Source organism: Microbacterium sp. 01T413_2 (genome assembly GCF_056398985.1).
Window position 1 is genome coordinate 207,083 of record NZ_JBFTQL010000003.1, and the last position, 25,214, is coordinate 232,296.

General features: G+C 69.6%; 24 protein-coding genes. 17 read left to right on the forward strand and 7 right to left on the reverse strand.

Translation table 11 applies throughout. From position 1 onward, the window contains the following. Positions 1-4: 4 nt before the first annotated feature. Positions 5-1,033, reverse strand: coding sequence for an HNH endonuclease signature motif containing protein (locus tag AC1DMN_RS03610; protein WP_477230212.1), 1,029 nt, complete (start codon positions 1,031-1,033; stop codon positions 5-7). Then, entirely contained in the window at positions 922-1,515 is a 594-nt protein-coding gene (locus AC1DMN_RS03615) for a hypothetical protein (RefSeq protein WP_477230213.1), read from the reverse strand. The genes AC1DMN_RS03610 and AC1DMN_RS03615 overlap by 112 nt, the downstream gene beginning before the upstream one ends. A gap of 347 nt (positions 1,516-1,862) precedes the next feature. On the opposite strand from AC1DMN_RS03615, the gene AC1DMN_RS03620 reads away from it, so the two are divergent. Then, complete coding sequence (locus AC1DMN_RS03620; protein ID WP_477230214.1) at positions 1,863-2,426, forward strand: DnaJ family domain-containing protein; 564 nt, start codon at positions 1,863-1,865, stop codon at positions 2,424-2,426. A gap of 212 nt (positions 2,427-2,638) precedes the next feature. Here AC1DMN_RS03620 and AC1DMN_RS03625 read toward each other — a convergent pair whose 3' ends face one another. Both AC1DMN_RS03625 and AC1DMN_RS03630 read right to left on the reverse strand, forming a co-directional pair. Then, positions 2,639-3,181 (reverse strand): hypothetical protein, encoded by a 543-nt coding sequence (locus AC1DMN_RS03625; RefSeq protein WP_477230215.1) that lies wholly within the window; start codon positions 3,179-3,181, stop codon positions 2,639-2,641. Next, positions 3,178-3,651: a DM13 domain-containing protein gene (locus AC1DMN_RS03630; RefSeq protein WP_477230216.1), complete on the reverse strand. Its 474-nt coding sequence runs from the start codon at positions 3,649-3,651 to the stop codon at positions 3,178-3,180. The genes AC1DMN_RS03625 and AC1DMN_RS03630 overlap by 4 nt, the downstream gene beginning before the upstream one ends. A 143-nt stretch (positions 3,652-3,794) precedes the next feature. Between AC1DMN_RS03630 and AC1DMN_RS03635 the strand changes: the two genes are divergently transcribed. Further along, entirely contained in the window at positions 3,795-4,505 is a 711-nt protein-coding gene (locus tag AC1DMN_RS03635; protein ID WP_477230217.1) for a response regulator transcription factor, read from the forward strand. 85 nt (positions 4,506-4,590) lie between these two features. Then, positions 4,591-5,742 (forward strand): sensor histidine kinase, encoded by a 1,152-nt coding sequence (locus tag AC1DMN_RS03640; RefSeq protein ID WP_477230218.1) that lies wholly within the window; start codon positions 4,591-4,593, stop codon positions 5,740-5,742. A gap of 81 nt (positions 5,743-5,823) precedes the next feature. On the opposite strand, the gene AC1DMN_RS03645 is transcribed toward AC1DMN_RS03640, so the two are convergent. Further along, positions 5,824-8,001: a M66 family metalloprotease gene (locus tag AC1DMN_RS03645; RefSeq protein ID WP_477230219.1), complete on the reverse strand. Its 2,178-nt coding sequence runs from the start codon at positions 7,999-8,001 to the stop codon at positions 5,824-5,826. A gap of 109 nt (positions 8,002-8,110) precedes the next feature. Next, positions 8,111-9,721, reverse strand: a complete 1,611-nt coding sequence (locus tag AC1DMN_RS03650) for an HNH endonuclease signature motif containing protein (RefSeq protein ID WP_477230220.1) — start codon at positions 9,719-9,721, stop codon at positions 8,111-8,113. Between the two features lie 715 nt (positions 9,722-10,436). Here AC1DMN_RS03650 and AC1DMN_RS03655 point away from each other — a divergent pair. From AC1DMN_RS03655 to AC1DMN_RS03700, 10 genes are all read left to right on the forward strand, one after another. Then, positions 10,437-10,961 (forward strand): type II secretion system protein, encoded by a 525-nt coding sequence (locus tag AC1DMN_RS03655; RefSeq protein WP_477230221.1) that lies wholly within the window; start codon positions 10,437-10,439, stop codon positions 10,959-10,961. A gap of 68 nt (positions 10,962-11,029) precedes the next feature. Further along, entirely contained in the window at positions 11,030-11,446 is a 417-nt protein-coding gene (locus AC1DMN_RS03660; RefSeq protein ID WP_477230222.1) for a type IV pilus modification PilV family protein, read from the forward strand. Beyond that, on the forward strand, positions 11,443-11,976 hold the full coding sequence (locus AC1DMN_RS03665) for a prepilin-type N-terminal cleavage/methylation domain-containing protein (protein WP_477230223.1): 534 nt from the start codon (positions 11,443-11,445) through the stop codon (positions 11,974-11,976). The genes AC1DMN_RS03660 and AC1DMN_RS03665 overlap by 4 nt, the downstream gene beginning before the upstream one ends. Then, positions 11,967-13,598 carry a hypothetical protein gene (locus tag AC1DMN_RS03670; RefSeq protein WP_477230224.1) on the forward strand — a complete coding sequence of 544 codons (1,632 nt, stop codon included), beginning with the start codon at positions 11,967-11,969 and terminating at the stop codon, positions 13,596-13,598. Before AC1DMN_RS03665 ends, AC1DMN_RS03670 begins: the two co-directional genes overlap by 10 nt. Further along, positions 13,595-14,506: a prepilin peptidase gene (locus AC1DMN_RS03675; protein WP_477230225.1), complete on the forward strand. Its 912-nt coding sequence runs from the start codon at positions 13,595-13,597 to the stop codon at positions 14,504-14,506. Before AC1DMN_RS03670 ends, AC1DMN_RS03675 begins: the two co-directional genes overlap by 4 nt. A 47-nt stretch (positions 14,507-14,553) precedes the next feature. After that, complete coding sequence (gene pilM / locus AC1DMN_RS03680) at positions 14,554-15,612, forward strand: pilus assembly protein PilM (protein ID WP_477230226.1); 1,059 nt, start codon at positions 14,554-14,556, stop codon at positions 15,610-15,612. Continuing rightward, positions 15,612-16,274: a hypothetical protein gene (locus tag AC1DMN_RS03685; RefSeq protein ID WP_477230227.1), complete on the forward strand. Its 663-nt coding sequence runs from the start codon at positions 15,612-15,614 to the stop codon at positions 16,272-16,274. The genes pilM and AC1DMN_RS03685 overlap by 1 nt, the downstream gene beginning before the upstream one ends. Then, a complete protein-coding gene (locus AC1DMN_RS03690) occupies positions 16,271-17,050 on the forward strand; it encodes a hypothetical protein (protein ID WP_477230228.1) in 780 nt (259 codons plus the stop codon). The genes AC1DMN_RS03685 and AC1DMN_RS03690 overlap by 4 nt, the downstream gene beginning before the upstream one ends. Next, positions 17,047-18,186 (forward strand): type IV pilus twitching motility protein PilT, encoded by a 1,140-nt coding sequence (locus AC1DMN_RS03695; RefSeq protein ID WP_477230229.1) that lies wholly within the window; start codon positions 17,047-17,049, stop codon positions 18,184-18,186. The genes AC1DMN_RS03690 and AC1DMN_RS03695 overlap by 4 nt, the downstream gene beginning before the upstream one ends. Continuing rightward, positions 18,186-19,424, forward strand: a complete 1,239-nt coding sequence (locus tag AC1DMN_RS03700; protein ID WP_477230230.1) for a type II secretion system F family protein — start codon at positions 18,186-18,188, stop codon at positions 19,422-19,424. The genes AC1DMN_RS03695 and AC1DMN_RS03700 overlap by 1 nt, the downstream gene beginning before the upstream one ends. 26 nt (positions 19,425-19,450) lie before the next feature. Here AC1DMN_RS03700 and AC1DMN_RS03705 read toward each other — a convergent pair whose 3' ends face one another. Continuing rightward, positions 19,451-21,121, reverse strand: a complete 1,671-nt coding sequence (locus tag AC1DMN_RS03705; RefSeq protein ID WP_477230231.1) for a GspE/PulE family protein — start codon at positions 21,119-21,121, stop codon at positions 19,451-19,453. Between the two features lie 181 nt (positions 21,122-21,302). Here AC1DMN_RS03705 and AC1DMN_RS03710 point away from each other — a divergent pair, with 181 nt between their 5' ends. The 4 genes from AC1DMN_RS03710 (at position 21,303) to AC1DMN_RS03725 (ending at position 25,126) form a co-directional block, all read left to right on the forward strand. After that, the gene (locus AC1DMN_RS03710) at positions 21,303-21,731 is read left to right on the forward strand and encodes an SRPBCC family protein (protein WP_440734339.1); all 429 of its coding nucleotides are present in this window, start codon (positions 21,303-21,305) and stop codon (positions 21,729-21,731) included. Between the two features lie 105 nt (positions 21,732-21,836). Continuing rightward, entirely contained in the window at positions 21,837-23,804 is a 1,968-nt protein-coding gene (locus AC1DMN_RS03715) for a M13 family metallopeptidase (protein WP_477230232.1), read from the forward strand. Between the two features lie 63 nt (positions 23,805-23,867). Continuing rightward, on the forward strand, positions 23,868-24,167 hold the full coding sequence (locus tag AC1DMN_RS03720) for a hypothetical protein (RefSeq protein ID WP_477383888.1): 300 nt from the start codon (positions 23,868-23,870) through the stop codon (positions 24,165-24,167). A gap of 83 nt (positions 24,168-24,250) precedes the next feature. After that, complete coding sequence (locus AC1DMN_RS03725; RefSeq protein ID WP_477230234.1) at positions 24,251-25,126, forward strand: NAD-dependent epimerase/dehydratase family protein; 876 nt, start codon at positions 24,251-24,253, stop codon at positions 25,124-25,126. The last annotated feature ends 88 nt before the right edge of the window (positions 25,127-25,214 follow it).

The window sequence follows — 25,214 nt, forward strand, 5'->3', positions numbered from 1 at the left end:
ATCGTCATCCGGGTGGGCCGAGGGCGTCGGTGAGGACGCGGCGGACGTGCTGCGGGTCGCCGCCGCGGATGCGCGGTCGGTGCCAGGTGCCGTGCGGGTCCCACCAGGCTGGTCCGCGGATTTCGGGGACGCCCGCGTTCATGCGGATCTGCCATCCGGAGGTGTCGAGGGTGCGGTGGTGGTGCCAGCACAGGGCGACGCCGTTGCTGGTGTGGGTCGGGCCGCCGTGGGCGTGTTCTTGGACGTGGTGGATCTCGCACCAGGTGGCGGGGACGTGACAGCCAGGGATGAGGCATTCCCGGTCCCGGAGCTGGATGGCGCGGCGCTGGATCGCGGTGAAGATACGGGCGGTTGTCCCGATGGACACGATCTGTCCGTGTTCGTCGAACAGGACCCGTTGGATCCCGCCGGTGCAGGCGGTGTGCCGGGCGATGGACAACGGCACGTCGGTGCCGGTGCCTTCGATGAACGCCCGCCCGCGCCCGGCGGCGTAATCCTGCGCGGTGACGGACACGACCAGGGTCGGTGCCGCCCCGCCCAGGTCGGGGGTGGCCCCGGAGGCGGCTGCGGCGTGCAGGATCGCGGCAAAGTTGTCGTGGTTGCGCTGTGCCGGGGTGCGCGGGTCCTCGGGAGCGGGGAGACCGTCGAAGAGACCAGGATCCGAATCAACCGCAGGATCAGGACCCGCCGGGTCCGTGTCGTCGGTCTCGAAGGTGACTGTCCCGGAGTCGAGGTTCGGGGAGCTGGGTGCGGCGGGGTTGTTGAAGGCGTCCATCAGCCGTTGCAGCAGCCCGGCGACCTCGGGCAGGGCGCGCCCGCCGAACGGGTGCGTGCCGTCACGGAGGTTCCCGATCCAGAAACTGCGGGACCGGTCCGCTTTGGCGTCGTCGGGTTCGGCACCGTCCGAGTCCAGGGCGAGCATCAACGCCCGTGCGTAATCGGCGAGCTCGTCCGTCGACGGTGCCGGCCCTGGCCGGCCGTGCTCATCGGCCAGGTCCAACCCGCGCGCGGTGTTCGCGAGCAGGGCGTCCACCGCTTCCCGCTCGTGCTGATCCGGGTACCGGCACGTTCCACCGGACCGACCGCCGCGAGCAGGCCCGTGACCGAGAGCTCACCGTCCCTGAGCGCCTGCCCGAGATGTTCGTAGCGGGCTGCGGTGCGCTCGCCCGAGGAGAGCAGGAAGTCCTTGCCCACGGCGTCGGCTGCTCGCACATACCCGCGCGCGGTGCCGGCGTCGACCCGCAGCGCCCGCCGGATCAGCTCCGTGACATCCCGGCAGCCAGCCAAGGTGGTGATCTTCTCCGAGGGCAACCCCGTGTCGCGGTGGCGCGCACGGGCCACCGCGCTGGTGATCGCCGCGTCCAGCAGGCGCTGCACCTGCCCGCACTCGCGCAGGACCCGGATCGTCGCCGCATCCTCAGTCCCCTCGAACTGGGCGTCGAGCTCACTCCGCACGCTCACCTGCTGGAGCAGGTGCTGAACCTGCTCCAGAGCCTCGCGCAACGGGGATGTCATACCCTCATTCAACTCCGGGCCACCGACATTCGAACCCCAGATCAGGCCACAGAACCAAACTTGTGGAGAACTCGTCAGGATCCGCACCTGTGGAGGACGAACCGGACGTATTCGGTGGTCGCAGATTGCGGTTGTCCGACCCGAATAGCCGCAATTCGCGACCACTGAGCGGAAGGACTGACGCGCGGAGCAGGCGGGCAAACGAGCAGAAGGGGGAACGAAGTATGAAGGAACGAGGGATGGAAGGAACGGGCGCAAAAGGAGGGGGCGCGAGGAACCCGACGCCGCGTCACCCGCGTCCCGTAGTCTGGAAGGACCCGAGGTCCGACCAGAACCGGAGGAGCGTCATGACGGATGAAGCGCACCGGCGCCGCTCGCATGCCGAGCGCCTGCTAGGCCGCACGCCTCCGGAGTCCAGCGCGGCCACCACGCCGCCCACCGCGCCGCCCGCGGTCCTGAACGCCGAGACGATGCCGGCGATCGTCGAGACCGCGATCCAGGTGGCCATCCGTCAGGGCCAGTTCGACGACCTCCCGGGAGCGGGCAAGCCCATCCCCGGGCTCGGCGACCATCACGATCCGGACTGGTGGATCCGGCGCAAGATCGAGCGGGAGAACCTCACCGGCCTCGGCCCGCCGGCGCTGATGCTGCGCGTCGAGGACCGCGAACTCGACTCGCAGCTCGACGACCTGCGGCGCGAGAACGACGTGCGCGCCGTGGTGGAGGACTTCAATCGCCGCGTGATCGAGGCCAGGCGTCAGCTGCTCGGCGGGCCACCCGTCGTGACGAAGCCCCGCGACGTGGCGGCTGAGATCGAGGCCTGGCACGAGCGGCGCGACCGCCGGGAGGCAGCCAGGGTCGAGCCCGCCCCCGCCGCCGAGCGGAAGAAGCGCTGGTTCCGGAAAGCCTGACGGACCGGATCCGGATCCGTGTCACCGCACTCGGAACGCTGATTCCGGACCCCACTGGAACGAGGCGCTCACCTGACGCCAGATGCCCTTTCGTCCCTCGCGAAAGGGCATCTGGCGACCAGCGAACGCCTCACCGCTCCGACTCGACCGTGTGCGGTTCCAGCCTCACCGCCCGGACCCAGCCGAACGCGGTTCCCAGCCCCACCTTCCCCTCAGCGGAATGCGGCTCCCCGCCTGGACGAAGCCGGCGTAGACGAGTCCCGCCCGCGCCGCCGCTCCCACCACCACGCGACGCCGACGCGCCCCGACCACGGCAGCGCCAGCACGACGGCAGACAGCAGCACCATCGCCGGATACTGCGCGATGAGCTGGTCCGACGACCAGTAGAGCATCAGCGTGGCGACGGATCCGAGCGCCACCAGCGTCGTGAGCACCCGCCCGAGGCCGAGGATGAGCAGCACGCCCAGCCCCACCTCGAGTACGGGGATCGCAATCCCGAACAGCCACGGCGCCGACTGCATGAGCGCCCCCAGCGGACGGAAGAAGAACGGCACCCGGGTGTTGCCCGCGGTGCCCTGCGCCACGAGCAGGATGTCGGCGGATCCGAACCCGGCGCGGTACTTCAGGATCCCCTCGTTCAGCCACAGCACGCCTGCGACGATCCGAGCCGCCGCGCCGAGAAGAGTGCCGGCGAGCAGCCAGGACGCGGTGCGGGCCGGCGCCCCCGAGCCGGTCCGCACCGCCGTCGCGGTCATGACAGCGCAGCGGCCCCGAAGACCGCCTTGGCCTTGTCGCAGTGGATCACGACGTCGGTGTACATCGACGCGTCGACGCCGTTCAGCATGAACGTCTGCGAGTCCTTGTCGAAGGCGACGGGGTCGATCTGCTTGCCGGCCGAGACGGCGGCCTCGTCGGTGCCGTTGGTCAGGTAGACGTGCAGGTCGGGACCCTCGTCGGAGGAGAAGCCGGTGAGCGTCAGCTCGGATCCGGAGATCGTGACGGTGCCCTGCACCTTCTTGCCGTTCAGGCCCATGAAGGTGCCGGTCTTGTGCATGTCGTCCATGGCCGACGCCATCGGAGAGGAGGATGGCATCGGGGTGGACGACGACATGGTGTCGCCGGAGGTCGGTGAGGCCGCGGGGGTCGAGCTGCAGCCCGCGAGGGACAGGCCCAGGGCGAGGACGGCGACGCCGAGCGAGGCGGGGACGAGTGCGGTCTTGCGCATGATTGCTCCGTTCCGTGGCGGGATCCGCCACATGGTTTCGAGGACAGTGGCGACGCTAGAACGGCCGGAATCGCCGCGGGGGAGTTCTTTCAGGGCCGTAAGGAACTCGGATCCGCCTCGGTCGCCGGGGCTAGCCTCTGAGCATGGAGATGCCCGGATCCGTTCTGCCCCGGGTGGTGCTCGTCGAAGACGATCCCACCGTGCGGGCCGCGGTCGAGCGCTATCTCGCGGCGAACGGCTACCGGGTCGACGGGTTCGGCGACGGCGTCAGCGCGCAGCGCGCGGTGCAGGCGGATCCGCCTGACGTGCTCATCGTCGACCGCATGCTTCCGGGCATCAGCGGAGACGAGCTGGCGCGCGATGCGAGGGCGCGCTCTGCGGTGCCGATCATCATGCTCACCGCGCTGGGCGAGGTGGAGCAGCGCATCGAGGGCCTCGAGACCGGCGCCGACGACTACCTCGTGAAGCCCTTCGCGCTGCGCGAGCTGCTGCTGCGGGTGGGCGCGCTGCTGCGCCGGTCCCTGGCGGCGTCCGCGCCGACGCGGGAGATCGTGCGCGGCGACTTCCGACTGGATCCGGCCCGGCGCCGGGTGCACGTGCGCGGCGAGGAGGTGCCGCTCGCCGCCCGAGAGTACGAGCTGCTCGCGCACCTCGTGCAGCACGACGGGGAGGTGCTCTCGCGCGACGACATCCTGCGCGAGGTCTGGGGCTGGTCGTTCGGCGAGGCCAGCACGGTGACTGTGCACGTGCGCCGGCTGCGGGAGAAGATCGAGCACGATCCGCGCCACCCCCTGCACCTGCTCACGGAATGGGGCGCCGGCTACCGGTTCTCGGCGGACGGAGCCGGCTCATGATGGCGCGCTTGCGCTCGGTTGCGGGGCGGACCCGGCGCGTGCCCGGGCGGGCTGTGCGTGTTCAGCAGCGGAGCGGATCCGGCTCATGATGCCCCTCGGCGTCGCGGATGTGTTGCTGATCCTGCTCACCGCACTCGTCTGCGCGGCGGTCGTGACGTGCGCGGCGGTGCTGGTGCTGCGCCGCGCGCGGCGGGCGGGGCTGACGCTGCGCCTCGTGGTCGTCGGGGTGGCATCGGTGCTCGCGCTGGCGACGGGCGTGCTCGCGATCTCGGCCGAGATGTACCTGTCGGCGCATGACTTCACGGTGCTGGTGTGGGTTCTCGGCGCCGCGCTGCTGTGCGCGCTCGCGACGGCGTGGATCACGGCGCGCGCGGCGCGGAGCTCGGTGCGGGGGCTGTCGGCGGCCGTGCGTCGGGTGGGCGAGGGCGATGTCGTCGACCGCGGATCCAGCGGCTGGCGCGAGTTCGACGACTTGTCCGTCGAGCTCGCCGAGGTGTCGGCGAAGCTCAGCGACGCGCGGGCCGAGCTGGAACGGCTGGACTCCGACCGCCGGCGCTTCCTCGCGTGGATCTCGCACGACCTGCGCACCCCGCTCACCGCGATCCGCGCGCTCGCCGAGTCCGCGGAGGAGGGGCTCGCGGATCCGGAGGCGTTCCCCGGTCAGGTCCGCGCACAGGTCGAGACGATGGGCCGGATGGTCGACGACCTGTTCGAGCTGTCGCGGATCACCTCGGGCTCGCTGCGGCTGCGCACCGAGCAGGTCGAACTGCTCGACGTGGTCTCGGACGCGGTCGCCGACGTGCGCGCCGCCGCGGGGGAGCACCACGTGCGGATCGTGCAGCAAGGCATCGACGGCCACGTGCTGTGGGCGGATCCGCACCAGCTCACGCGCGTGATCGTGAACCTGCTCACCAACGCGGTGCGGCATGCGCCCGAGGGATCCGAGATCCTCGTCTTCGCCGAATCGCCTTCGCCGCACCGGCTGGTGCTGGCCGTCCTCGACCACGGCAGCGGCGTGGCCGTGGAGGACTTGGACCGCATGTTCGAGGTGGGATGGCGCTCGGATCCGTCCCGCACCAGCGGCACCGCGCCGGACGCGGTGGCGTCGGGGGCCGGTCTCGGCCTCGCGATCGCGCGGGGTCTTGCCCGGGCGCACGGCGGCGACGTGTTCGCCGAGCACACCGACGCCGGCTTCTGCCTGAAGGTGCTGCTGCCGGTGGGCGAGCCCGGAGCCTGAGGTCCGCTCAAGGCCCGGGCGTGGATCCGCCCGGTCCCCGATGCGTTCCCAGAGACCGGGCCGTTCAGCGCGGGCCCGTCGTCACCGCGTCCGGCGAGGCAATGGCAGCGCGGTGATCCGCACCGAGGCATCCGCCACGAGGCGGGTCTCGCAGCGCAGCGTCAGCACGTGTTCGCCCGGTTCGAGCCGCAGGGTGCCGATGCGACCGCGCCCGAATGCTTCCCCGTCGACCTCCCAGCTCAGCAGCTCGTCATCGATCGGATCCCCGGACTGGTTCACGGCGCTACCGTGCACCTCCATCTCCACGCCGGCCGGCACATCGCTGCCGTCGGGCGGGAAGAGGATCGCCGGGTAGGGTGCGAGCTCGGGCACGTCGATCGACGCTGTGTAGGAGACGGCCGTGCTGAACCCATCGTGCGCGAGCAGGCGCACATGCGCCTCTCCGGCAGGCAGGCCGGTGAGGTCCAGATCCGCGAGTCCCTCACCGAACCCGCCTCCGAGCCCCACCGCCAGTCCGCGCCAGGTCTGCCCGCCGTCTGTGCTGACCTGCGCCCACACGTCCGTCGCGGGTTCACCCGCGATGTCCCAGCGCGGTCGCACGGCGCGCCCTTCGACGACCTCGGCCGTGACCCGGGTGAACCGCGCCGGATCCGCAGGAGCCTTCCTGACCCACACCTCCTCGCCACGCCCGTCGACGATGCGCAGCGCCGAGCCGAGCTCGGTGTCGGGCATCATCGCGCGGAAACGGAGCGGAAGCCGGTCGGGGTCGTCGTCGCCATGCGAGGGAGCGCAGCCGCAGTCTTCGCCGTACTGCAGCTCCCGCGCCATGACCACGCGCGCAGCGATCTCTCCGGTTGCGCCGACGAGCTGGGCGGACCAGCTGATCGGCGGACCGATCAGGGCGGAGTTCGCCTCGACGCGGGCCACCGAGTCGACGGTCACGACGCCGGCCTCGTCGATGACGCCGCTCATCACGATCATCCGGTGGGTGGCGTACTTCTCGATCTCGTCGCGGCTCCACGGCGGGTTGGGCCACCAGAGGTGCTTCGGATCGAACTCCACGGCGGTGCGGTCGAACGGGTTCGGTTCCGACATCCAACTGGGAGCGAGGCGGTCATGCTCGATGAGCTTCGCGTGGTGGTAGAGCGACATCCAGCGGTTGGCGCCGTAGCTCATGTAGTCGGTGGAGGTCGCCGGGTTGAAGACGGCGCCGGTCTGGATGTCGGTGCCGTACTCGCCGATGGATCCGGACATGTTCGGCTCGTAGACGGGGTAGTCGGGATCCGTGGTTCCCGCGTTGCCTGCAGGGGCGTGGGGGAAGCCGTAGCCGTGTCCGATCTCGTGCACGAACGTGGCGGTGTCACCCGCGGCGCCGGCTCCGAGTCCGTCGTTGCCGCAGCCGGGAACGTTGAGCGGGATCCCCGACGGCAGGATCCCGTAGTAGACGACATCGGCGCGGTTGCCGTCGTTCGTGCGGATGTTGCCCAGCGCCGTGAGCAGGGCGCCCCAGTTCGTCGAGCAGGCGCCGGGGGAGCTGCGCACGTCATCGAGGGGCTGCGTCCAGGCGAGGGTGCCGGCGGTCATGAAGGATCCGGTCTGCTGCACGGGCATCATCCGGAACGCCAGCGCCGCGGTGGTCTGCACGTCGGCGAGCGTCGGGGCGGCGAGGGAGATGGTGGGCGCGATGGTGCCGGGTGCCGGGTTGGCCGTACTGGGGCCCTGGTAGCTGACGAGGATCGCGCGGACGCGCAGCGTCTGCACGAGACGTGCCGACACCGTGGTGCTGTACTGCTGCCCGTCGTCCAGCGTCGCCGTCAGTCGCATGTCGCCGAAGAACTGCTCCGCCGGGATCCGGAAGTTCAGCGTCCGGTCGAAGCGGCTGCGCTCGTCGTCGTAGCCGTCGTCCATGGGCGTGACGGTGGACAGCAGCCAGGGCGCGATCGTCACGATCGAACGCCACGGTCCGAACAATCCCTGCCGGCGCTCGAGCAGCAGCGATCCGCCGGTCGGATCCCCCGTCCTCACGAGGGCCGAGGGCGCGACGTACACGCGTACCAGCGCGGGTTTGTAGGCGATCAGAAGCGCCGCGTTGTCCTTCTTGCGATCGCCCGGATCCGTCAGATGCTCCGACGCGTGGTAGTACTGCACCGCCTGGGTCACCTCGACGCCCGTGGGGCGCTGTGTGAGCAGGGGCGAGCGCATATCGATGACATCGCGCAGGCGCTCGAGGGTCTGGACGACATCGCTGAGATCCGGCATGACAGCCTCCATCGATCGGTGGTGTGACGGTGAGGAGGCAGGGATGGGCGTGGTGATACATGTGTCGGATCTGGCGCCGACGGCGGCCTCAGCCGGGAGTGCTCCGGCGTCAGCCCGGCGGCGCTCCGGCGTGTGCGTCGGCGAGGATCCGATGGATGTGCTGCGGGCCTCCGCTGCGGGTGCGGGGACGATGCCAGGTGCGCGTGGGGTCCCACCAGCGCGGTCCGCGAAGCTCCGGCGCTCCATGGCGCATGCGGATCTGCCATCCGGAGACCTCGAGGGTGCGGTGGTGGTGCCAGCACAGGGCGACCCCGTTGCTGGTGTGCGTCGCGCCGCCCTCGGCCCATTCCTGGACGTGGTGGATCTCGCACCAGGTCGCGGGGACGTGGCAACCAGGGATGAGGCATTCCCGGTCCCGCAGCTGGATGGCACGGCGTTGCAGGGCGGTGAAGATCCTCGCGGTCGTGCCGATGGACACGATCTGCCCGTGCTCGTCGAACAGGACCCGTTGAATCCCGCCGGCGCACGCGGTATGCCGTGCCGCGCTGAGGGGAACGTCGTCGCCGGTGCCTTCGATGAGTGCCCGGCCCACCCCGGTCGCATACGCCTCGGCGGTGACCGACACAACGAGGGTCGGTGCGGCCCCGCCCAGGTCGGGGACGGAACCGGATCCGGCGGCGGCGTGCAGGATCGCGGCGAGATTGTCGTGATTGCGTTGCGACCGCGTGCGGGTGTCGACCGGGGCGGCCTGACCGCCGGGGAACACGGACTCGGCTGCATCTTCGTCGTCTGCGGCGAAACGGACGTTCCCGGCTGTCTCATCCTGACCGCCGCCTGCGCGCGACGTCTCGGTGTCGGACCGGTCGGGACCAACGCGGGGATGCGCCCCGCTGGATCCCCGCTCTGGATCCTGGTCGAGCCGCCCATCGAGATCGGGTGCGTCCGTCGCAGCGGGATTGTTGAACGCGTCGAAGAGTCGTTGCAGCGCCCCGGCGACTTCGGGCAGCAACCCGCCGTGCACCGGATGGACGCCATTCGCGTTGAGGCGTCCGATCGTGACCCCGCGGTTGCGTTCGGCCTTCCGATCCGCCGGTTCGGCGCCATCGGGGTCGAGCGCAAGCATTAATGCCTTCGCGTAGTCGGCGAGCTCGTCCGTCGACGGCACAGGCCCCGGGTTACCGTGCTCGTCGGGCAGATCCAGGCCCCGAGCGGTGGTCGCGAGGAGCGTGTCGACCGCCTCGCGGGCGTCGTCACCGATTCGGGCACGAGCCGCCTCCACGGGACCCATCGCGGCGAGCAGGCCGGTGACGGAGAGCTCGCCGTCACGCAGCGCCTGCCCGAGCTGCTCGTAGCGGGCTGGTCCGTGCGCGCCTGAGGAGAACAGGAACTCCCTGCCCACCCCTTCCGCAGCGCGCACAAATCGGCGAGCCGTGGCCACGTCGACCCGCAGCGCCCGGCGCAGCAGTTCGGTCACATCCGTGCACCCCGCCGCCGTGCTGATCGTCGTCGACGCGGCACCCACGTCTCGCTGCCGGGCGTGCACGGTCATCGTGGTGATCTGGCCATCCAGCAGGCGCTGCACCCGGCCGAACGCCTTCAGCGTCTCGATCGTCTCGCCGTCCGTCACGCGGTCGAACTGAGCGCCCATCTCCTCGGACGCAGCGACCTCCTGGAGCAGGTGCTCGACCTGCTCCAGGAGCTCTCCCGTCGTGGATGCCATACCCCTATTGAACTCAGGGGCACCGACATTTGAACCCCAGATCAGACAGGATTACTGAATCTGTGGAGAACTCGTCGGGATCGCTCCCTGTGAAGGACGGAACGACTAGCTACCGCCTTGCGGGAACGCCCGCGTCGGGTCGAGTGCTCGGACCGCTCGCTGCACGCGCGCGCGGAGTTCGGCAGTGGCTTCAGCCGCGGCAAGGTGGTTGCTCAGTGCCCGCCCGGTGCCCAATCGCGCGGACCCGGTTGCGGTGCGCCGGAATCCACGAACCCCGTGCGATCCAGAGGACCGATGGTGCCGACCCTCTTCGAGAACGGACGCGGCGCGGACTGTGCCGGACGCGGAACGATTCCGTGCCGAGCTGCTGATCGCACGGCACGATCGAGGCGACGTTTCGCGCGCTCGGCGCGACGGATCCGACGCGCGGGGGAGTCGCGAACGATCGCGTTGACAATGACGAAGACGGCGAGCGTGACCAGCGCGCCGAGCACGGCCCCGGCGTACAGATACCCAGCTTCGGCCGTGCGGAGAACTCCCCAGAAGTCCATGGGGAGCACCCTAGCGGTAGTCCGGCGGGCGCACACCATGGAGATCGGTTGTGCCTCGTGGGACTCCGGAGCCCCGTTGCGTCTCGGTATGCCGAAATAGCGGTTTCGACATAGGTCTTGCGTCGGTGCCCCGTTGGGTCCATCCTTTGTCCAGGACGAGAGCTATGGGACAGCTCGACTCCGAATCTGGGGACCGGAACCAACCGGAGCTTGTTCGTTTGGCGCAGGGGACGCGCCGGTTCACAGAGTGCGTTTTAACCCGAAACGACTCTCTGGAATGGGGACAAGCAATGCTCGCTATTCAGCGCGCCCTCGAGGCGAAGAAGAAGGCACGGGAAGACGGCGAAGAGGCCGGCTTCTCACTCATCGAGTTGATCATCGTCGTGGTGATCCTCGGAATCCTGGTGGCGATCGCAATCCCGATCTTCGCGGGGATCCAGCAGCAGGCCAAGGACAATTCGCTGAAGTCGATCGCGGGCAGCGCCGCCTCGGCGGTGGCGGCGGATCTGGCGAAGACGACGCCGACGATCACGGCCGCAGGCGCGGTGCCGACCACCGTGTACAACTCGTCCGGCAACTCGACCGTCACGGTCGCCGGGCCCCTGACCCTGGACGGCTTCTGCGTCTCGGCGGCGGGCACCGGCTCCACCGCGGGCGGTGTCACCGCAAAAGCCGGGCCCGGCTGCTGACACGACCGTCGTGCTCGGCTCCGGGGCGGGGAGCTCCGGGGCCGAGCGCGATCTGGGGGCGGAGAACGATGGCGAACCAGCGTAATCAGGGCAGCGAGGACGGACTCGGCCTCGTCGAGGTGGTCATTGCGATGTTCCTGCTCGCGCTGGTGGCCGTCTCGATCCTCCCGGCCCTGGTCAACGGACTGCGCTTCTCGGCGCAGCAGTCGTCGGTGGCCACGGCCACCCGGCAGCTCAACGGCCTCATCGACCAGGTGCGGCAGAGCCCGGACTGCGCGACGATGGGGTCGATCCTCGGCACGGCGGCCACGCCGCGCACCTTCCTGGACGGACACGGCAACAGCTACACGACCCAGGCGGCGATCGGATCGTGCAGCAAAGGGTCGACGGTGTCGATCCACCTCACCGCCACGCAGAGCGGGAACGCCCTCGCGGCGGCGGATGCGCTCGTGATCGTCCCTCCGGATCCGGTGACGTCGCCATGACGCCCCGATCGCAGGACGACAGGGGAGTCTCCCTGATCGAGCTGGTGGTGGTGGTCGCCATCCTCGGCGTCGTCAGCCTGGTGCTGGGGACGCTGTTCAGCAACATGTGGCGCTCCCAGGTCGCCGTCGCGGCGCAGAGCCAGGCGACGACCCGGGGGCAGCTCGTCGCATCAGAGGTGGAGCGAGCGATGCGCAACGCAGTGGCCTTCGACGTCTCGGCCGACGGATCCACGATCCGGGTCAACACCGCGCTCGGCGGCGGGCTCCAGTGCCAGGCGTTCCAGCTCGCCGCGGACGGTCTGCACATGACCGTCTCCTCCTCGCCTGCCCCTGCGTCGGGCTGGCCCGTCTGGCAGGCCGAAGTGGCCGCCGGATCCGGGGCGTTCATCTCCCAGAGCGGCAACAGCGTCGCGTACAACTTCGATGCGCTCAGCAGGTCGGGGGCCCAGGCGGTCGCGGCGCCCGTGCACTTCCAGGGCACGGCCTACATGCGCAACTCCGCAGCAGGAAGCCTCAGCCCATGCTGGTGATCCGGGATCGACTCGAGACGGCCGACCGCGACGACCGCGGTGCGGCGCTGGTCGCGGTGCTCATCGTGATGATCGTCGGCGTGGTCGCCGCCGTGCTGGTGGCCGCGACCGTGATGTTCACGATCCAGTCCAACGCCAAGAACAAGAGCACGACCCAGGCGTTCGTCGCCGCCGAGTCGGGACGCGACCAGATGCTCGCGACGGTGCTCGCCAACCCGTGCGCGAAGTCCATCGCGGATGCCAGGTCCGCACCTCTCTACTACGCGGTCAGCGCGCTGTTCGGGCCCGACAAGGATCATCTGACCGACGCGTGCCTGAGTGCGACCGCGACCTCGACGATCCAGATCACGGCCAGCGGCAAGGGGCCCGACGGCTCGACCACCAAGATCGTCGCGCTGTACCAGCGCCCGGTCTCGCTCTCCAACGCGCCCGGCGGGACGATGTCGTACTTCGACGGGTCGTTCCTCGCCACCCACGCCAACTACACCGGCGATCTGGTGATCCGCAGCGGCAACTACACCTGCAACTCGTCGTCCGTGATCACGGGCGACCTCTGGGTGCCCAACGGCGCCGTCGATCTCAGCGCGAACTGCACCGTCAACGGCAACGTCTACGCGCTCGGCGACATCACGGCCAGCGGCGGAAACGCGGCGACCGTGAAGGGCAACCTGATCACCGCGGGCAACGTCAACCTCGTGGCGAACGGCTTCTCGCTCGGGGACTCGGCCGTCCCGACCTCGGGGTTCGTGTACGCCGACGGCACGTTCACCCTGGGCAACAAGCCCGTCATCCTGGGCGGCTACTCGATCGGCAAGGGGTTCAGCGGCGCCGGCGTCGTGGGCAAGCCCGCGCAGACGGTCGCGAACTGCTCGACGAGCCCGACGCCCGCGGCCAACGCCTCGCTCTGCGGAACGCCCGCGGCGAAGCCCGGCACCAATCGCACCAACCCGACGCTCGTCGCGGTGACGGCGATGACCACCTGGCGCAACCTCGGCTCGGCACGTGCCGCGTGGGGATCGAACATTCAATGGACCACCGGACCGTGCAACGGATCCAACGTGAGCGGCCTGCTCGCGGCCGCGCCGACCCCGCCCAACACGCGCGTCGGCATCGACTTCAGCTCGTGCACCGGCACGGTCACCGTGAATATCGGCGCGACGGGGCTCGTCAACGACGCCGTCATGCTGATCGCGTCCGGGTCGCCGATGAACGTCAACGTCTCCGGGCCGCTCACCTCGAGCGCCCCGTCGCTGGCGACGGCGCCGCAGCTGTTCTTCATCCATGCCGATGCGAACCTCACCGACACCGCGCCCAGCTGCGGATCCGGATCGGCGAGCGATGCGCTGACCCTGCCGAGCACGGTGCAGGCGCGGTTGATGTTCTACACACCCTGCGGGCTCAACAACAGCTCGCAGAACGGGCTGATCTTCCAGGGGCAGTACTACGCCAACAACGACGGCACCCCGCACTGGGTGCACCCCGACTTCACCTGCACGCCGATGACCTGGAGCCCTGTCATCGACCTCGGTTGCAAGGTGGCGACGGCGGCGGGCTCACCGGGATCCACGACCACGACCATCCTCCCGCCGACCCTGACCTCCGAGCAGGAGGTCGCGCCATGACCGCCTTCCTCCTCGTCTTCGCGGGTCTGTTCGGGCTCGTCATCGGATCCTTCCTCAACGTGGTCGCATACCGCGTGCCGGCAGGGATCTCGCTGATGCGCGAGAGCCGGTGCCCCGAATGCGACGCGGGGATCCGCTGGTGGCAGAACGTGCCCGTGCTTTCGTGGGTGCTGCTGCGGGGCAGATGCGCGAGCTGTGCGGCTCCGATCAGCGGGCGGTATGCCATTGTCGAGGCGCTCACAGGTGTCGTGTTCGTTGTGGTGACATGGGGGGCGGTCGGGGGCCGTTTCGTCTCGCTTCGCTCGCTCAACGCCCAGGGCGGAGTATCGCTCGACGATCCGGTTTGGGCAGCGGTCGCGGATCCGGTGTTCTGGATCGTGCTCGTCGCGTTCCTCTACTTCGCGGCGGTCTCGGTCGTGCTGACCCTTATCGACCTCGACACGAAGCGGCTGCCGAACGTGATCGTGCTGCCGAGCATTGTCGTGGGGATCGTGTTGCTCGGCATCGCTGCCGCGGTGGGCGCTTCGACAGGCTCAGCGACCGGGATCACAGGCTCAGCGGCTGGCTGGGGGAAGTTCCTGCGGGCGCTGGCCGGTGGGGCGATTCTCTACGCCTTCTACTTCATCGTGCGGGTGATCAGCCCACGCGGGATGGGCGGCGGAGACGTCAAGCTCGCGGCGCTCGTCGGCCTGTACCTCGGATGGTGCGGCTGGGCGACGCTCGTCGTTGGAGCCTTCGCAGCTTTCGTGTTCGGCGGAGTGTTCGGGATCGGGCTGATCCTGCTCCGCCGAGCGAAACGCAAGACGGCGATCCCGTTCGGGCCGTGGATGATCGCGGGTGCCTGGGCTGGGATCGCAGTGGGTGAGCCTGTCGGGCGCTGGTATGTCGGAATGCTGGGACTGAGCTGAATCTGCCGTGGGGGCAGTAGAAGCACTGGGGACTTGGGGAGAGAAACATGGCGAAAAGTCACGTCGGTGTCGAGATCACCGAAGAGAGCGTGCGCGCCGTCGAGGTGAGCAACGAACGCCAACCGCAGTTGACCGCCTTCGGCGAGGTCGCGCTGCCGCCCGACGCCGCGCACGATTCCGAGGTGCTCGACCAGGGGGCCGTCGCATTCGCGATCCAGCAGCTATGGCGGACGGCCGGCATCAAGTCGAAATCCGCAACGCTCGGCATCGCGAGCAGGCGCGTGCTGGTGCGCGAGCACACCACCACGGTGATGGCTCCCGAGCTGTTGCGGCAGGCACTGCCGTTCCAGGTGCAGGATCTGCTTCCGGTCCCGGTCGCCCAGGCGGTTCTCGACTACTACCCGACCTCGCAACAGGGCGATCAGCTGCACGGCCTGCTCGTGGCTGCCGTCTCCGACACCGTCGAAGCGATGATCGGCGCCTTCGCGCGTGCCAAGATCCGCATCGACGGCGTGGATCTCGCTGCGTTCGGGCTTGCTCGGGCCGCCGCGCTTGTCGCCCCGACGGGTACGACCGCCGCGATCCACATCGGCGACCACACCACGCAGATCGTGATCCTGCGCGACGGGATCCCCGACTTCGTGCGGATCACGCCCGTCGACCTCGAGACCGGCGCCGTGCGGCGCCGAGCGTCGCAGATGATCGCCCCTGATGGCATCGGAGACGGCACATTCATCACCGACGGAGCGGTGGACCCGACCCGGGCGTTCACCGATGATCTCACCGGAACGGCGGGGATCGTGGCGCGCGGCTCCCTCCGCGTGGACGTCGCGCTGCGCCCTGTGGTCGACGTGATCGGACGGATGCGGAGCACCCTCGCGTTCTATCTGAACAAGCCGGGTTCGCCGCCGATCGAGCAGGTGCTGCTCAGTGGCGCCGGATCCGCCGTCGACGGCGTCGCGTCCGGCCTCGCAGAGGCCGTCGAGATGCCGGTGCGCACGTTCACCCTGCAGAACCTCATGCCGGCGCGCGGTGCCGAACCCACCGGTGAGCTCGCGCTCGACCTCGTGAGCACCGCCGGCCTCGCCCTTGGAAAGGACCGCTGATGGCTCGCATCGTCGCCGCGGCCCCGGGCGGTGCGCCCCGGGTCGATCTGCTGCCCCGCTCCGAGATCGATCGCCGGGAACGCGAGAAGCTCTCCGCCGCCTGGGTGCGGGTGGGGCTGCTGGCTGTGCTGCTCGCCGTCGTGCTCATCGGCGGCGCGTTCGTCTGGAACCAGTTCACACAGCAGCAGCTCGCCGCCGAGCAGGCGCGTTCGACGCAGCTGATCGGTCAAATCGGGCAACTGAACGAAGTCAGCAGCGCCCTGGCGACCGAGAGCGAGCTGAACGCGTTCCGAAGCCAGGCGATGGGATCCGATCTCGCCTGGAGCGAAGTTCTCGACCGGGTTCGCGGCGCCCTCCCCCCGGGGACCACCGTGACCGGGTTCGAGCTCACTCCCGGCGCGGCACCTGACGCTGCGACAAAGGACAAAGATGCGGCGAAGAAGGCCGTGGGTCTTACGGGCACACTGACCATCGACAGCCCGAACGCGATCGACCTCGGCGTCCTGGCTCGCACGCTGCGCGGCGTGGACGGGGTTCTCGCCGCGGACGGCAGCGCCAACACCGCCAGCCAGCAGTCGCCAGGCCGCTACACGTACACGGTCGACATCACCTTCAACCAGACCGTGTACTCCGGCCAGTTCGGCAAGGAGGCCACGAAGTGAGCAAGCAGCTGATCACCCTCATCGGTGCCCTCGTCTCGATCGCGATCGTGGTGCTCGCCGTCGTCTTCGGCGTGCTCCCCTTGGTCGGCCAATCGTTCACGGCGCTGGGCAGCACGAGCCAGGTCGCCTCCACGAACGCTGCGTACCAGGCGCAGATCGCGGAATTGCAGAAGCAGAAACAGCGCAAGAGCGAGATCGATGCCTCGGTCGAGGCGCTGCGCAGCCAGATCCCGGCCTCACCCGAACTCGATCAGGTGTTCGACATCATCGCCACGTCGGCGCAGGCCTCGGGTGCGATCCTCACCAGCGCCACCCGCGGCGACCTCGCCGTCTTCGCCTCGCGCCCTGCACCGGTTCCTGCGGGTCCAGGTGCCGCCGCGCAGCAGAAGGCGCAGGCCGCGCCGCAGCCGCAGCCCACGCCCCAGCCGACGACGGGGACGGGTCCGGTCGGCGATGCGAAGAACGTCGCTGCACAGGCTGACGCCAACGCGGCCCAGACTTCTCAAGCAGGGGCAGGCACCGCCGCACAGAGCGGAACGGGCGCGCCCACCGGCGGCGGTGTCGCCACGGCGGCCCGGGAACAGATCCCGGTCGCCGTGATCGCGAGCGTCCCGGATGCGGTCGCGGCGCAGGCATTCCTCGACGGGCTGCGCGGATCCGCCCGACTGCTCGCGGTGGACAAGGCCACGCTCACCCCCGGCAACGGCGGACTGGAGATCCGCGTCGATCTGCTGGTGTTCCTCACCGCGACTCCGACGGCGGGGGCCTCGAAATGAGCGCCACCGAGCTCACGCGCATCCTCGCGATCGGCGCCCGTGCCGGGGCGAGCGACGTGCACATCACGGCCGGTGCCGCCCCGCTCATGCGTGTCGACGGCGACCTCATCCCGGTGCCGCGGCATGCGGAACCGCTCGGCGCCGACTGGGTCGAGGGAGCTGCATACGGGTTGATGAACGACGCGCAGCGTGAGGAGTTCGCGTCGAACCACGAGGTCGACCTCGCGCACGCGGCGGAGAGCATCGGGCGTTTCCGTGTGAACGTGTTCCGCCAGCTGGGCGAGATCGCGATGGCGCTGCGGTACATCCCCGACAGGGTGTTCACGTTAGAGGAGCTCGGTGCTCCCGCCATCGCGCACGACCTCGCGCTGCGCCCGCGCGGGCTGGTGCTGCTCACCGGCCCGACCGGATCCGGCAAGTCGACGACGCTGACCGCGATGGTCGACATCATCAACAACACCCGGCCCGTGCACGTCGTGACCATCGAGGATCCGATCGAGTTCCATCACACCAGCAACCGCGCGCTCATCCACCAGCGCGAAGTCGGATCCGACACGGAGTCTTTCGCCGAGGCGCTGCGCCGGGTGCTGCGGCAGGATCCCGATGTGATCCTCGTCGGCGAGCTGCGCGATCCCGAGTCGATCTCCACCGCCCTGTCCGCCGCGGAGACCGGCCACCTCGTGCTCTCCACCCTGCACACCCAGGGCGCGGCGAAGTCGGTGAACCGCATCGTCGACGTGTTCCCCGCCGATCAGCAGCATCAGATCCGCACCCAGCTCGGCGACACGCTGCAAGGCATCATCAGCCAGACGCTGCTGCCGCGCGCGCAGACCGCGGGCCGCACGATCGCGACCGAGGTGCTCATCAACACCCCGGCTGTCGCCAACCTGATCCGGGAGGGGCAGGTGTCGCAGCTCTACTCGACGATGCAGGCGGGCCAATCCGTCGGCATGCACACGCTCGACCAGGACCTGCGCCGTCTCGTCAGCGAAGGGCTCATCGCGGCGCATGTGGCGCGCACGTTCGCTGTCGATCCGAAGTCGATCGACGGCGTGCACGTGAAGCCCGCCGACCTCGACGCGGAGTCGTGGTCGACATTCGCCGCCGGAGCGCAGCTCGAGGAATGGGGATCCTGATGGCCGGAGTGCAGGAGTACGAATACCAGGCGCTGGATCCGGCGACGGCGCAGACCGTCAAGGGGTCGATGGACGCGGCCAGCGACAGCGCCGTCGCCGCCAAGCTCAAGGCCCAGGGCCTCACGCCGTTGCGCGTCGAGCCCGTCACGAAGACGGGTCTGCATCGGGAGATCTCGCTGCCGTCGCTGCGCAAAGGTGTTCCGGCGAAGACGCTCGCGATCTTCTCCCGGCAGATGGCGGCCCTGATCAATGCGGGCCTGCCGTTGCTGCGCACCCTCACCGTGCTCGCCGAGCAGGCCGACGACAAGAAGCTGCAGCAGGTGCTCATCGTCGTGCAGACCGACGTGGAGTCCGGATCCTCGCTCTCGGCGTCGATGGCCCGGCACCCGCAGGTGTTCCCGCCGCTCATGGTGTCGATCATCCGCGTCGGCGAGGCGGGTGGCTTCCTCGGCAAGGCGCTCGACTCGATCGCCGAGACCTACCAGAAGCAGGCCGACCTGCACGCGAAGATCCGCTCCGCGACGACCTATCCGCTGGTGGTGCTGATCGTCGCGGTCCTCGGCGTCGCTGCGATGCTGACCTTCGTCGTCCCGGTGTTCAAGAACATGTTCGCGGGGCTCGGCACGACCCTGCCACTGCCGACGCAGATCCTGGTCACGGTCTCGGAGAACATGAAGTGGATCGCGCCCGCAGTCGCTGTGCTCGCGATCATCGTGTGGATCTGGTGGGCCCGCAACCGCTACACGGACGCGTACCGCAAGGTCGTGGATCCGTTCCTGCTGAAGCTGCCGATCTTCGGCAAGCTGCTGACGAAGATGGCCGTCGCGCGGTTCACCCGCAACCTGTCGATGATGCTGGACGCCGGCGTGCCGATCATCCAGGCGCTGTCGATCGTGGGCCAGGCGTCGAACAACTGGAAGATCGAGCAGACGGTGCGAGACATCCAGGAGTCGATCCGCGGCGGGCGCTCGTTCGCCGCGCCGCTGGCCGCGGCCGAGGTGTTCCCGCCCATGGTGTCGCAGATGGTCGCGGTCGGCGAGGAATCGGGCACGCTCGCCGAGATGCTCGCCAGCATCGCCGACTTCTACGAGGATGAGGTCGAGACCGCGACTGAGCAGCTGTCCTCGCTCATCGAGCCCGTGCTGATCGTCGGCTTGGGCGTCGTCATCGGCGGCATGGTGATCTCGCTCTACCTGCCGATCTTCACGCTGTACGGCGACCTGGCCAAGCAGCACTGAACGGGCTCGGTGCGCGCCTCCGGGCGTCACACCGAGACGCGCAGCACCTCTTCGATCGTGGTGATGCCCTGGGCGACCTTGGCCCAGCCATCGTCGCGCAGCGGGATCATGCCCTGCTCCAGGGCGATCTCGCGCAGCTCGCCGCCGGTCGCGCGGCCCACCAGCGCCTGCTCGATGCGGTCGGTGACCTCCATCGCCTCGTGCAGCGCGACCCGGCCGCGGTAGCCGGTGCTGGAGCACGCCGTGCAACCCACCGCGCGGAACACGGTGGCGTCGTCGACGAGGTCGAGCGGCATGCCGACGGCCTCGAGCATCGCCCGGTCGTCGTCGATCGGCAGGCGGCACTTCGTGCACAACCGCCGCGCTAACCGCTGCGCGATCACCGCGCTCAGCGCCGTCGCCACGAGGAACGGCTCGGTGCCGATCTCCACCAGCCGGGTGAGCGCGCTCGGGGCGTCGTTGGTGTGCAGGGTCGACAGCACGAGGTGACCGGTCAGCGCCGCCTCGATCGAGATCGCCGCCGTCTCGCGGTCGCGGATCTCGCCGACCAGCACCACATCCGGGTCGGCGCGCAGGATCGACCGCAGCGCGGTCGCGAACGTGAGGCCGGCCCGCGGGTTCACCTGGATCTGGTTGATGTCGGGGATCCGGTACTCGACGGGATCCTCGACCGTGATCACGTTCACGCGCGGGTTCGCCACCGCCCGCAGCGCTGTGTACAGCGTCGTGGACTTGCCGGATCCGGTCGGGCCCGTCACCAGCACCATGCCGTGCGGACGCGAGATGGCCTGCGTGAAGCGCTCGGCGTTGGTGTCGGAGAACAGCAGATCCGACATCAGCATCACCTGGCCGCTGTTGTCGAGGATGCGCATCACGATCTTCTCGCCCCACACCGTCGGCAGTGTCGCCACGCGCAGGTCGACGCTGCGGCCCTCGTGCAGCACCGAGATGCGCCCGTCCTGCGGCACCCGCTTCTCGGCGATGTCGATCGACGACATGATCTTCAGGCGCGAGATGACGCCGTCCTGGATGCTGCGGTCGGCGCGCTGCATCTCGTGCAGCACACCGTCGATGCGGAACCGCACCGTGAGCCGATGCTCGCCCGGCTCGATGTGGATGTCGCTCGCGCGGTCGTTGATGGCCTGCGTGATGAGCAGGTTCACGAACCGCACCACGGGCGCGTCCGCGTCCTGATCGTCGAGCTGCTCCGTGAAGACGATGTGCGAGGAGGATCCGGACGCCTCGCCGATCTGCTCGGACAGGTCGGTGAGCTCCTCATCCGAGCGCAGGAACCGCTCGAACGCCTGGTTCAGCGCCTCGCCGGTGACCACGACCGGGCTCACCCGCAGATCCGTGATGCTGGCCACATCGTCGAGCGCGATGATGTCGGTCGGATCCAGCATCGCCACCGTCAGCTGGTCGCGGTAGTGCCGCAGCGGCAGCAGCCGGTAGCGCCGGCACATCACCCCGGGCACGAGCGAGATGACCTCGGGATCCAGCGGATAGGAGCCGAGATCGACGTACGGCGTGCTCGTCGCCACCGAGACGGCCTCGGCCAGCTGCACCTCGTTCACGAGGCCGTGCCGCAGCAGATAGTCGGGCAGGGCGTCTCCATCGCCCACCGCCGACATCGCGGAGTTCACGTCTTCGGCGCGCGCAGCGCCGGTCAGCACGAGCATCTGCCCCAGACCACGCATGGGATCCCCATCCCGCAGCGCCCCAAACGCCGCTCTTGTGCTCATCCTAGGGCCGCACGGGCTCGAGCGGGAGGGCGATATTCCGGTCGGCAGCCCGACGCGGCCTCCGCGTGCGATCGCGCGTCCGGAATCTCTCGCTCCGGTCCTGTACCGCCGGCCGACGGAGCACGATACTGGGCACATGCCTTCCGCATCGCGGACGATCGAGATCGCCGCTCCCATCGAGACCGTGTTCGGGTTCTTCGCCGATCCGAGCAACGACCCGACCTGGCGCCCAGCTGTCAAGGAGATGCGGGCCGAGGGCGCGCCCGGCGTGGGCGCGACCGTGCATCAGGTGATCGCGGGCCCGGGCGGACGATCGATCGACGCCGATCTCCGGATCACGGAGTACTCCGCGCCCAGCCGTTACGCGTTCGCCACGATCGCCGGCCCGGTGCGCCCCCTCGGCAGCTACACCTTCGCCGAGGTGCCGAGCGGCACCCTCGTCACGTTCGAGCTGTCGGTCGAGCTGAGCGGCCTCAAGAAGCTGCTCATGAGCGGGCCGGTGCAGAAGAGCATGGACGGCGAGATGGCCGCGTTCGACAAGGCGAAGGCGCTCCTGGAGTCCTGACGGGGACACCGGATCCGGCAGCACTCCCCGCAGTCCGCGACCAGCGAACAGCCGGGGCACGGATCCGCTCTCCTCTTGTCGGGGCGTCCGCATAGGCTGGGCCTCATGACCGACGTTCTTCCCTCCGGGCTCGCCATCGGCGACTTCGACCCCGCGATCCGCCCTCAGGACGACCTCTACCGGCACGTGAACCACACGTTCCTCTCCACCACGGAGATCCCCGCCGACAAGGCGCGCTGGGGATCCTTCCACCTCCTCGCCGATCAGTCCGAGAAGGATGTGCGCGCGATCATCGAGGAGTCCCAGGGCGCCGAGCCCGGCACCGAGGCGCGCAAGATCGGCGACCTGTACGCGAGCTTCATGGACACCGAGCGCATCGCCGCCCTCGGCACCGCTCCGCTGGCCGAACCGCTCGCGGCCGTCGACGCGATCACCACGATCGACGAGTTCCTCGCGACGGTCGGATCCTTCGACCGCCAGGGCATCGCCGCTCTGATCGGCGTGTTCGTGGAGCCGGATCCGGGCAACCCCGAGCGCTACGTGCCGTTCGTCGTGCAGGCCGGCATCTCACTGCCCGACGAGAGCTACTACCGCCTCGACAGCTTCGAGGGCACCCGCGCCGCCTACCGTGCGCACCTGGAGCGGATCCTGGATCTCGCAGGTGTCGCCGGCGCCGCAGGGCAGGCCGACCGCGCCTTCGCGCTCGAGCACGACATCGCCGGGCACCACTGGGACAACGTGGAGAGCCGCGACGCGGTCAAGACGTACAACCTGAAGAGCTGGGACGAGTTCCAGACTCTCGTCGGCGTGGACCTCGCCTCGTGGCGCGACGCCGTCGCGGGCCCGGCCGGAGCCGACGCGTTCGCCGAGGCCGTCGTCTACCAGCCGAGCTTCTTCGAGGGCCTCGGATCCCTGCTCACCGCAGAGCGCCTGGACGACTGGAAGGCCTGGCTGCGGGCCAAGGTCGTGCACGGTCTCGCCGCCTACCTCACCGACGACATCGTGCAGGAGAACTTCTCGTTCTACGGCACCGAGCTCACCGGCGTCCCCACGATCCGCGAGCGCTGGAAGCGCGGCGTCTCGCTCGTGGAGGGCGCGCTCGGCGACGCGGTCGGCAAGGTCTACGTCGAGCGGCACTATCCGCCGGCGGCCGAGGCGGCCATGAACGAGCTCATCGGCAACCTGCTCGAGGCGTACCGCCAGTCGATCACCACGCTCGAGTGGATGAGCCCGGAGACCCGGGAGAAGGCGCTCGCGAAGCTCGACACGTTCACGCCCAAGATCGGGCACCCCAAGGTGTGGCGCGACTACTCGACCGTGACGGTCGACGCCGGCGACCTGATCGGCAACGCCGGTCGCGCCGCGCAGTTCGAGCACGATCGCACGATCGGCAAGGTGGGCAAGCCCATCGACCGCGACGAGTGGTTCATGCCGCCGCAGATGGTGAACGCGTACTACAACCCGCTGATGAACGAGATCGTGTTCCCGGCCGCGATCCTGCAGTACCCGTTCTTCGACGCCTCCCGCGATGCGGCGGCCAACTACGGCGGGATCGGATCCGTCATCGGCCACGAGATCGGGCACGGCTTCGACGACCAGGGCAGCCGCTACGACGGCGACGGCAAACTGCAGGACTGGTGGACGGACGAGGACCGCGCCGCGTTCGAGGAGCGCACGAAGTCGCTCATCGCGCAGTACGACGCGCTCGTGCCGGAGGGGCTGAGCGCCGAGCACCACGTGAACGGCGCCCTCACGATCGGCGAGAACATCGGCGACCTCGGCGGCCTCGGCATCGCGCTCAAGGCGTACGAGCTCGCGCTCGGCGGCGAGGAGGCGCCCGTCATCGACGGCCTGACCGGCGTGCAGCGCCTGCTGCTGTCGTGGGCCCAGGTGTGGCAGCAGAAGAGCCGTGAGGCCGAGACGATCCGCCTGCTCACGATCGACCCGCACTCGCCCAACGAGTTCCGATGCAACCAGATCCTGCGCAACATCGACGCTTTCTACGAGGCGTTCGACGTGACCGAGGCGGACAAGCTCTGGCTCGCCCCCGAGGAGCGCGTCACGATCTGGTGACTCTCGGTCGTTGAGCGAGCCGAAGGCGAGACGAAACGCGGTTCCCTGCGGCTCGCCGTTGACGTGCTCGGGCGCGAGGTCACCGGCGAGATCGACTGGCTCGACGCCGAGGCGGCGCTCGAGGAGCACGGGATCCGCTGGCTCGCGGATCCGTGGATCCTGGAGGGCGAGGGACCGGAGCCGCTGCGGGTGCAGATCGTGGAGGTCGTGCCGGAGGGCGACGGCCGGATCACGGTCAAGGTCGACGACTTCGGCGACATGCAGCGTCCGCCCACGCAGCGTTACACGCTGGCGTGGCCCCTTCCGGCGCGCCTGCGCCCACTCGGGCCGGGCGACCCGGACGGCCGCACCATCACGCGCTGACCGGCACGCCCTTCCGCACGGGATCGGATCCGACGCGCCGCGGACGGGAATACCACCCTGCATGCGGCGCGTTCGCGAAACGTATGAAGGTTCTTCTCACCGGCGCGACCGGATACATCGGCACTTCCGTCCTCGACCGGCTGCTCGCGGAGGGGCACGCGGTCACAGCCCTGGTCCGCGATACGGCGAAGGCACGCGTGGTCGAAGATGCGGGGGCGACAGGGCTGGTCGGCGATGTCACCGACGCGACGCTCATCGCAGAAGCGGTGCGCGCGGTCGACGGCGTCATCCACACGGCCTCCACGCCCGAAGGCGACGCGGCGTTCATCGACGCCGTGCTCGGCGCACTCGAGGGCACCGGCAAGCCGTTCGTGCACACCGGCGGCATCTGGAGCTACGGCTCCTCGGACGACATCACCGAGGACACGGCCCTCGACCGGCCCGCCCTCACGGCCTGGCGTGGAGCGGGAGAGGCCCGCGTCCTGGGCGCGGCCGGCGTCCGCGGGACCGTCGTCGCGCCCGCGACGGTGTACGGCCGCGGTGGCGGACTGGTGCGGCTGCTCACCGACGAGACCGACGGTGGAGTGCTCCTGATCGGCGACGGCAGCCAGCACTGGACCACGGTCGATGTCGACGACCTGGCCGCGCTGTACGTGCTCGCGCTCGAGAAGGGCGGCCGGGGCGAGACGTACATCGGCGCGTCCGGGCAGAACCCGACCGTGCGCGAGCTCGGCGAGGCGATCGCCGCCGGTTACGGCGTGACGGAGGGCGTCCGCGCCGAGAGCGTCACGGAGACCCGTGAGCGTCTGGGCGAGGGCTTCGCCGATGCGCTCCTGCTCGACGAGCAGGCCACCGGCGCGAAGGCCCGGGCCGAGCTCGGATGGGCGCCGACCGCGCGCCCGCTCGTCGCGCAGCTCGCCGAGGGCGAGTATCTCGGCGAGAGCGTCTCCGCCCGCTGAGCACGAAGGCCGGGGCCGGGCGCGAAGCACGAAGGCGGGGCCGGGCGCTGATCGCCCGGCCCCGCCTTTCGTCTCCCTGCGCCCGCTC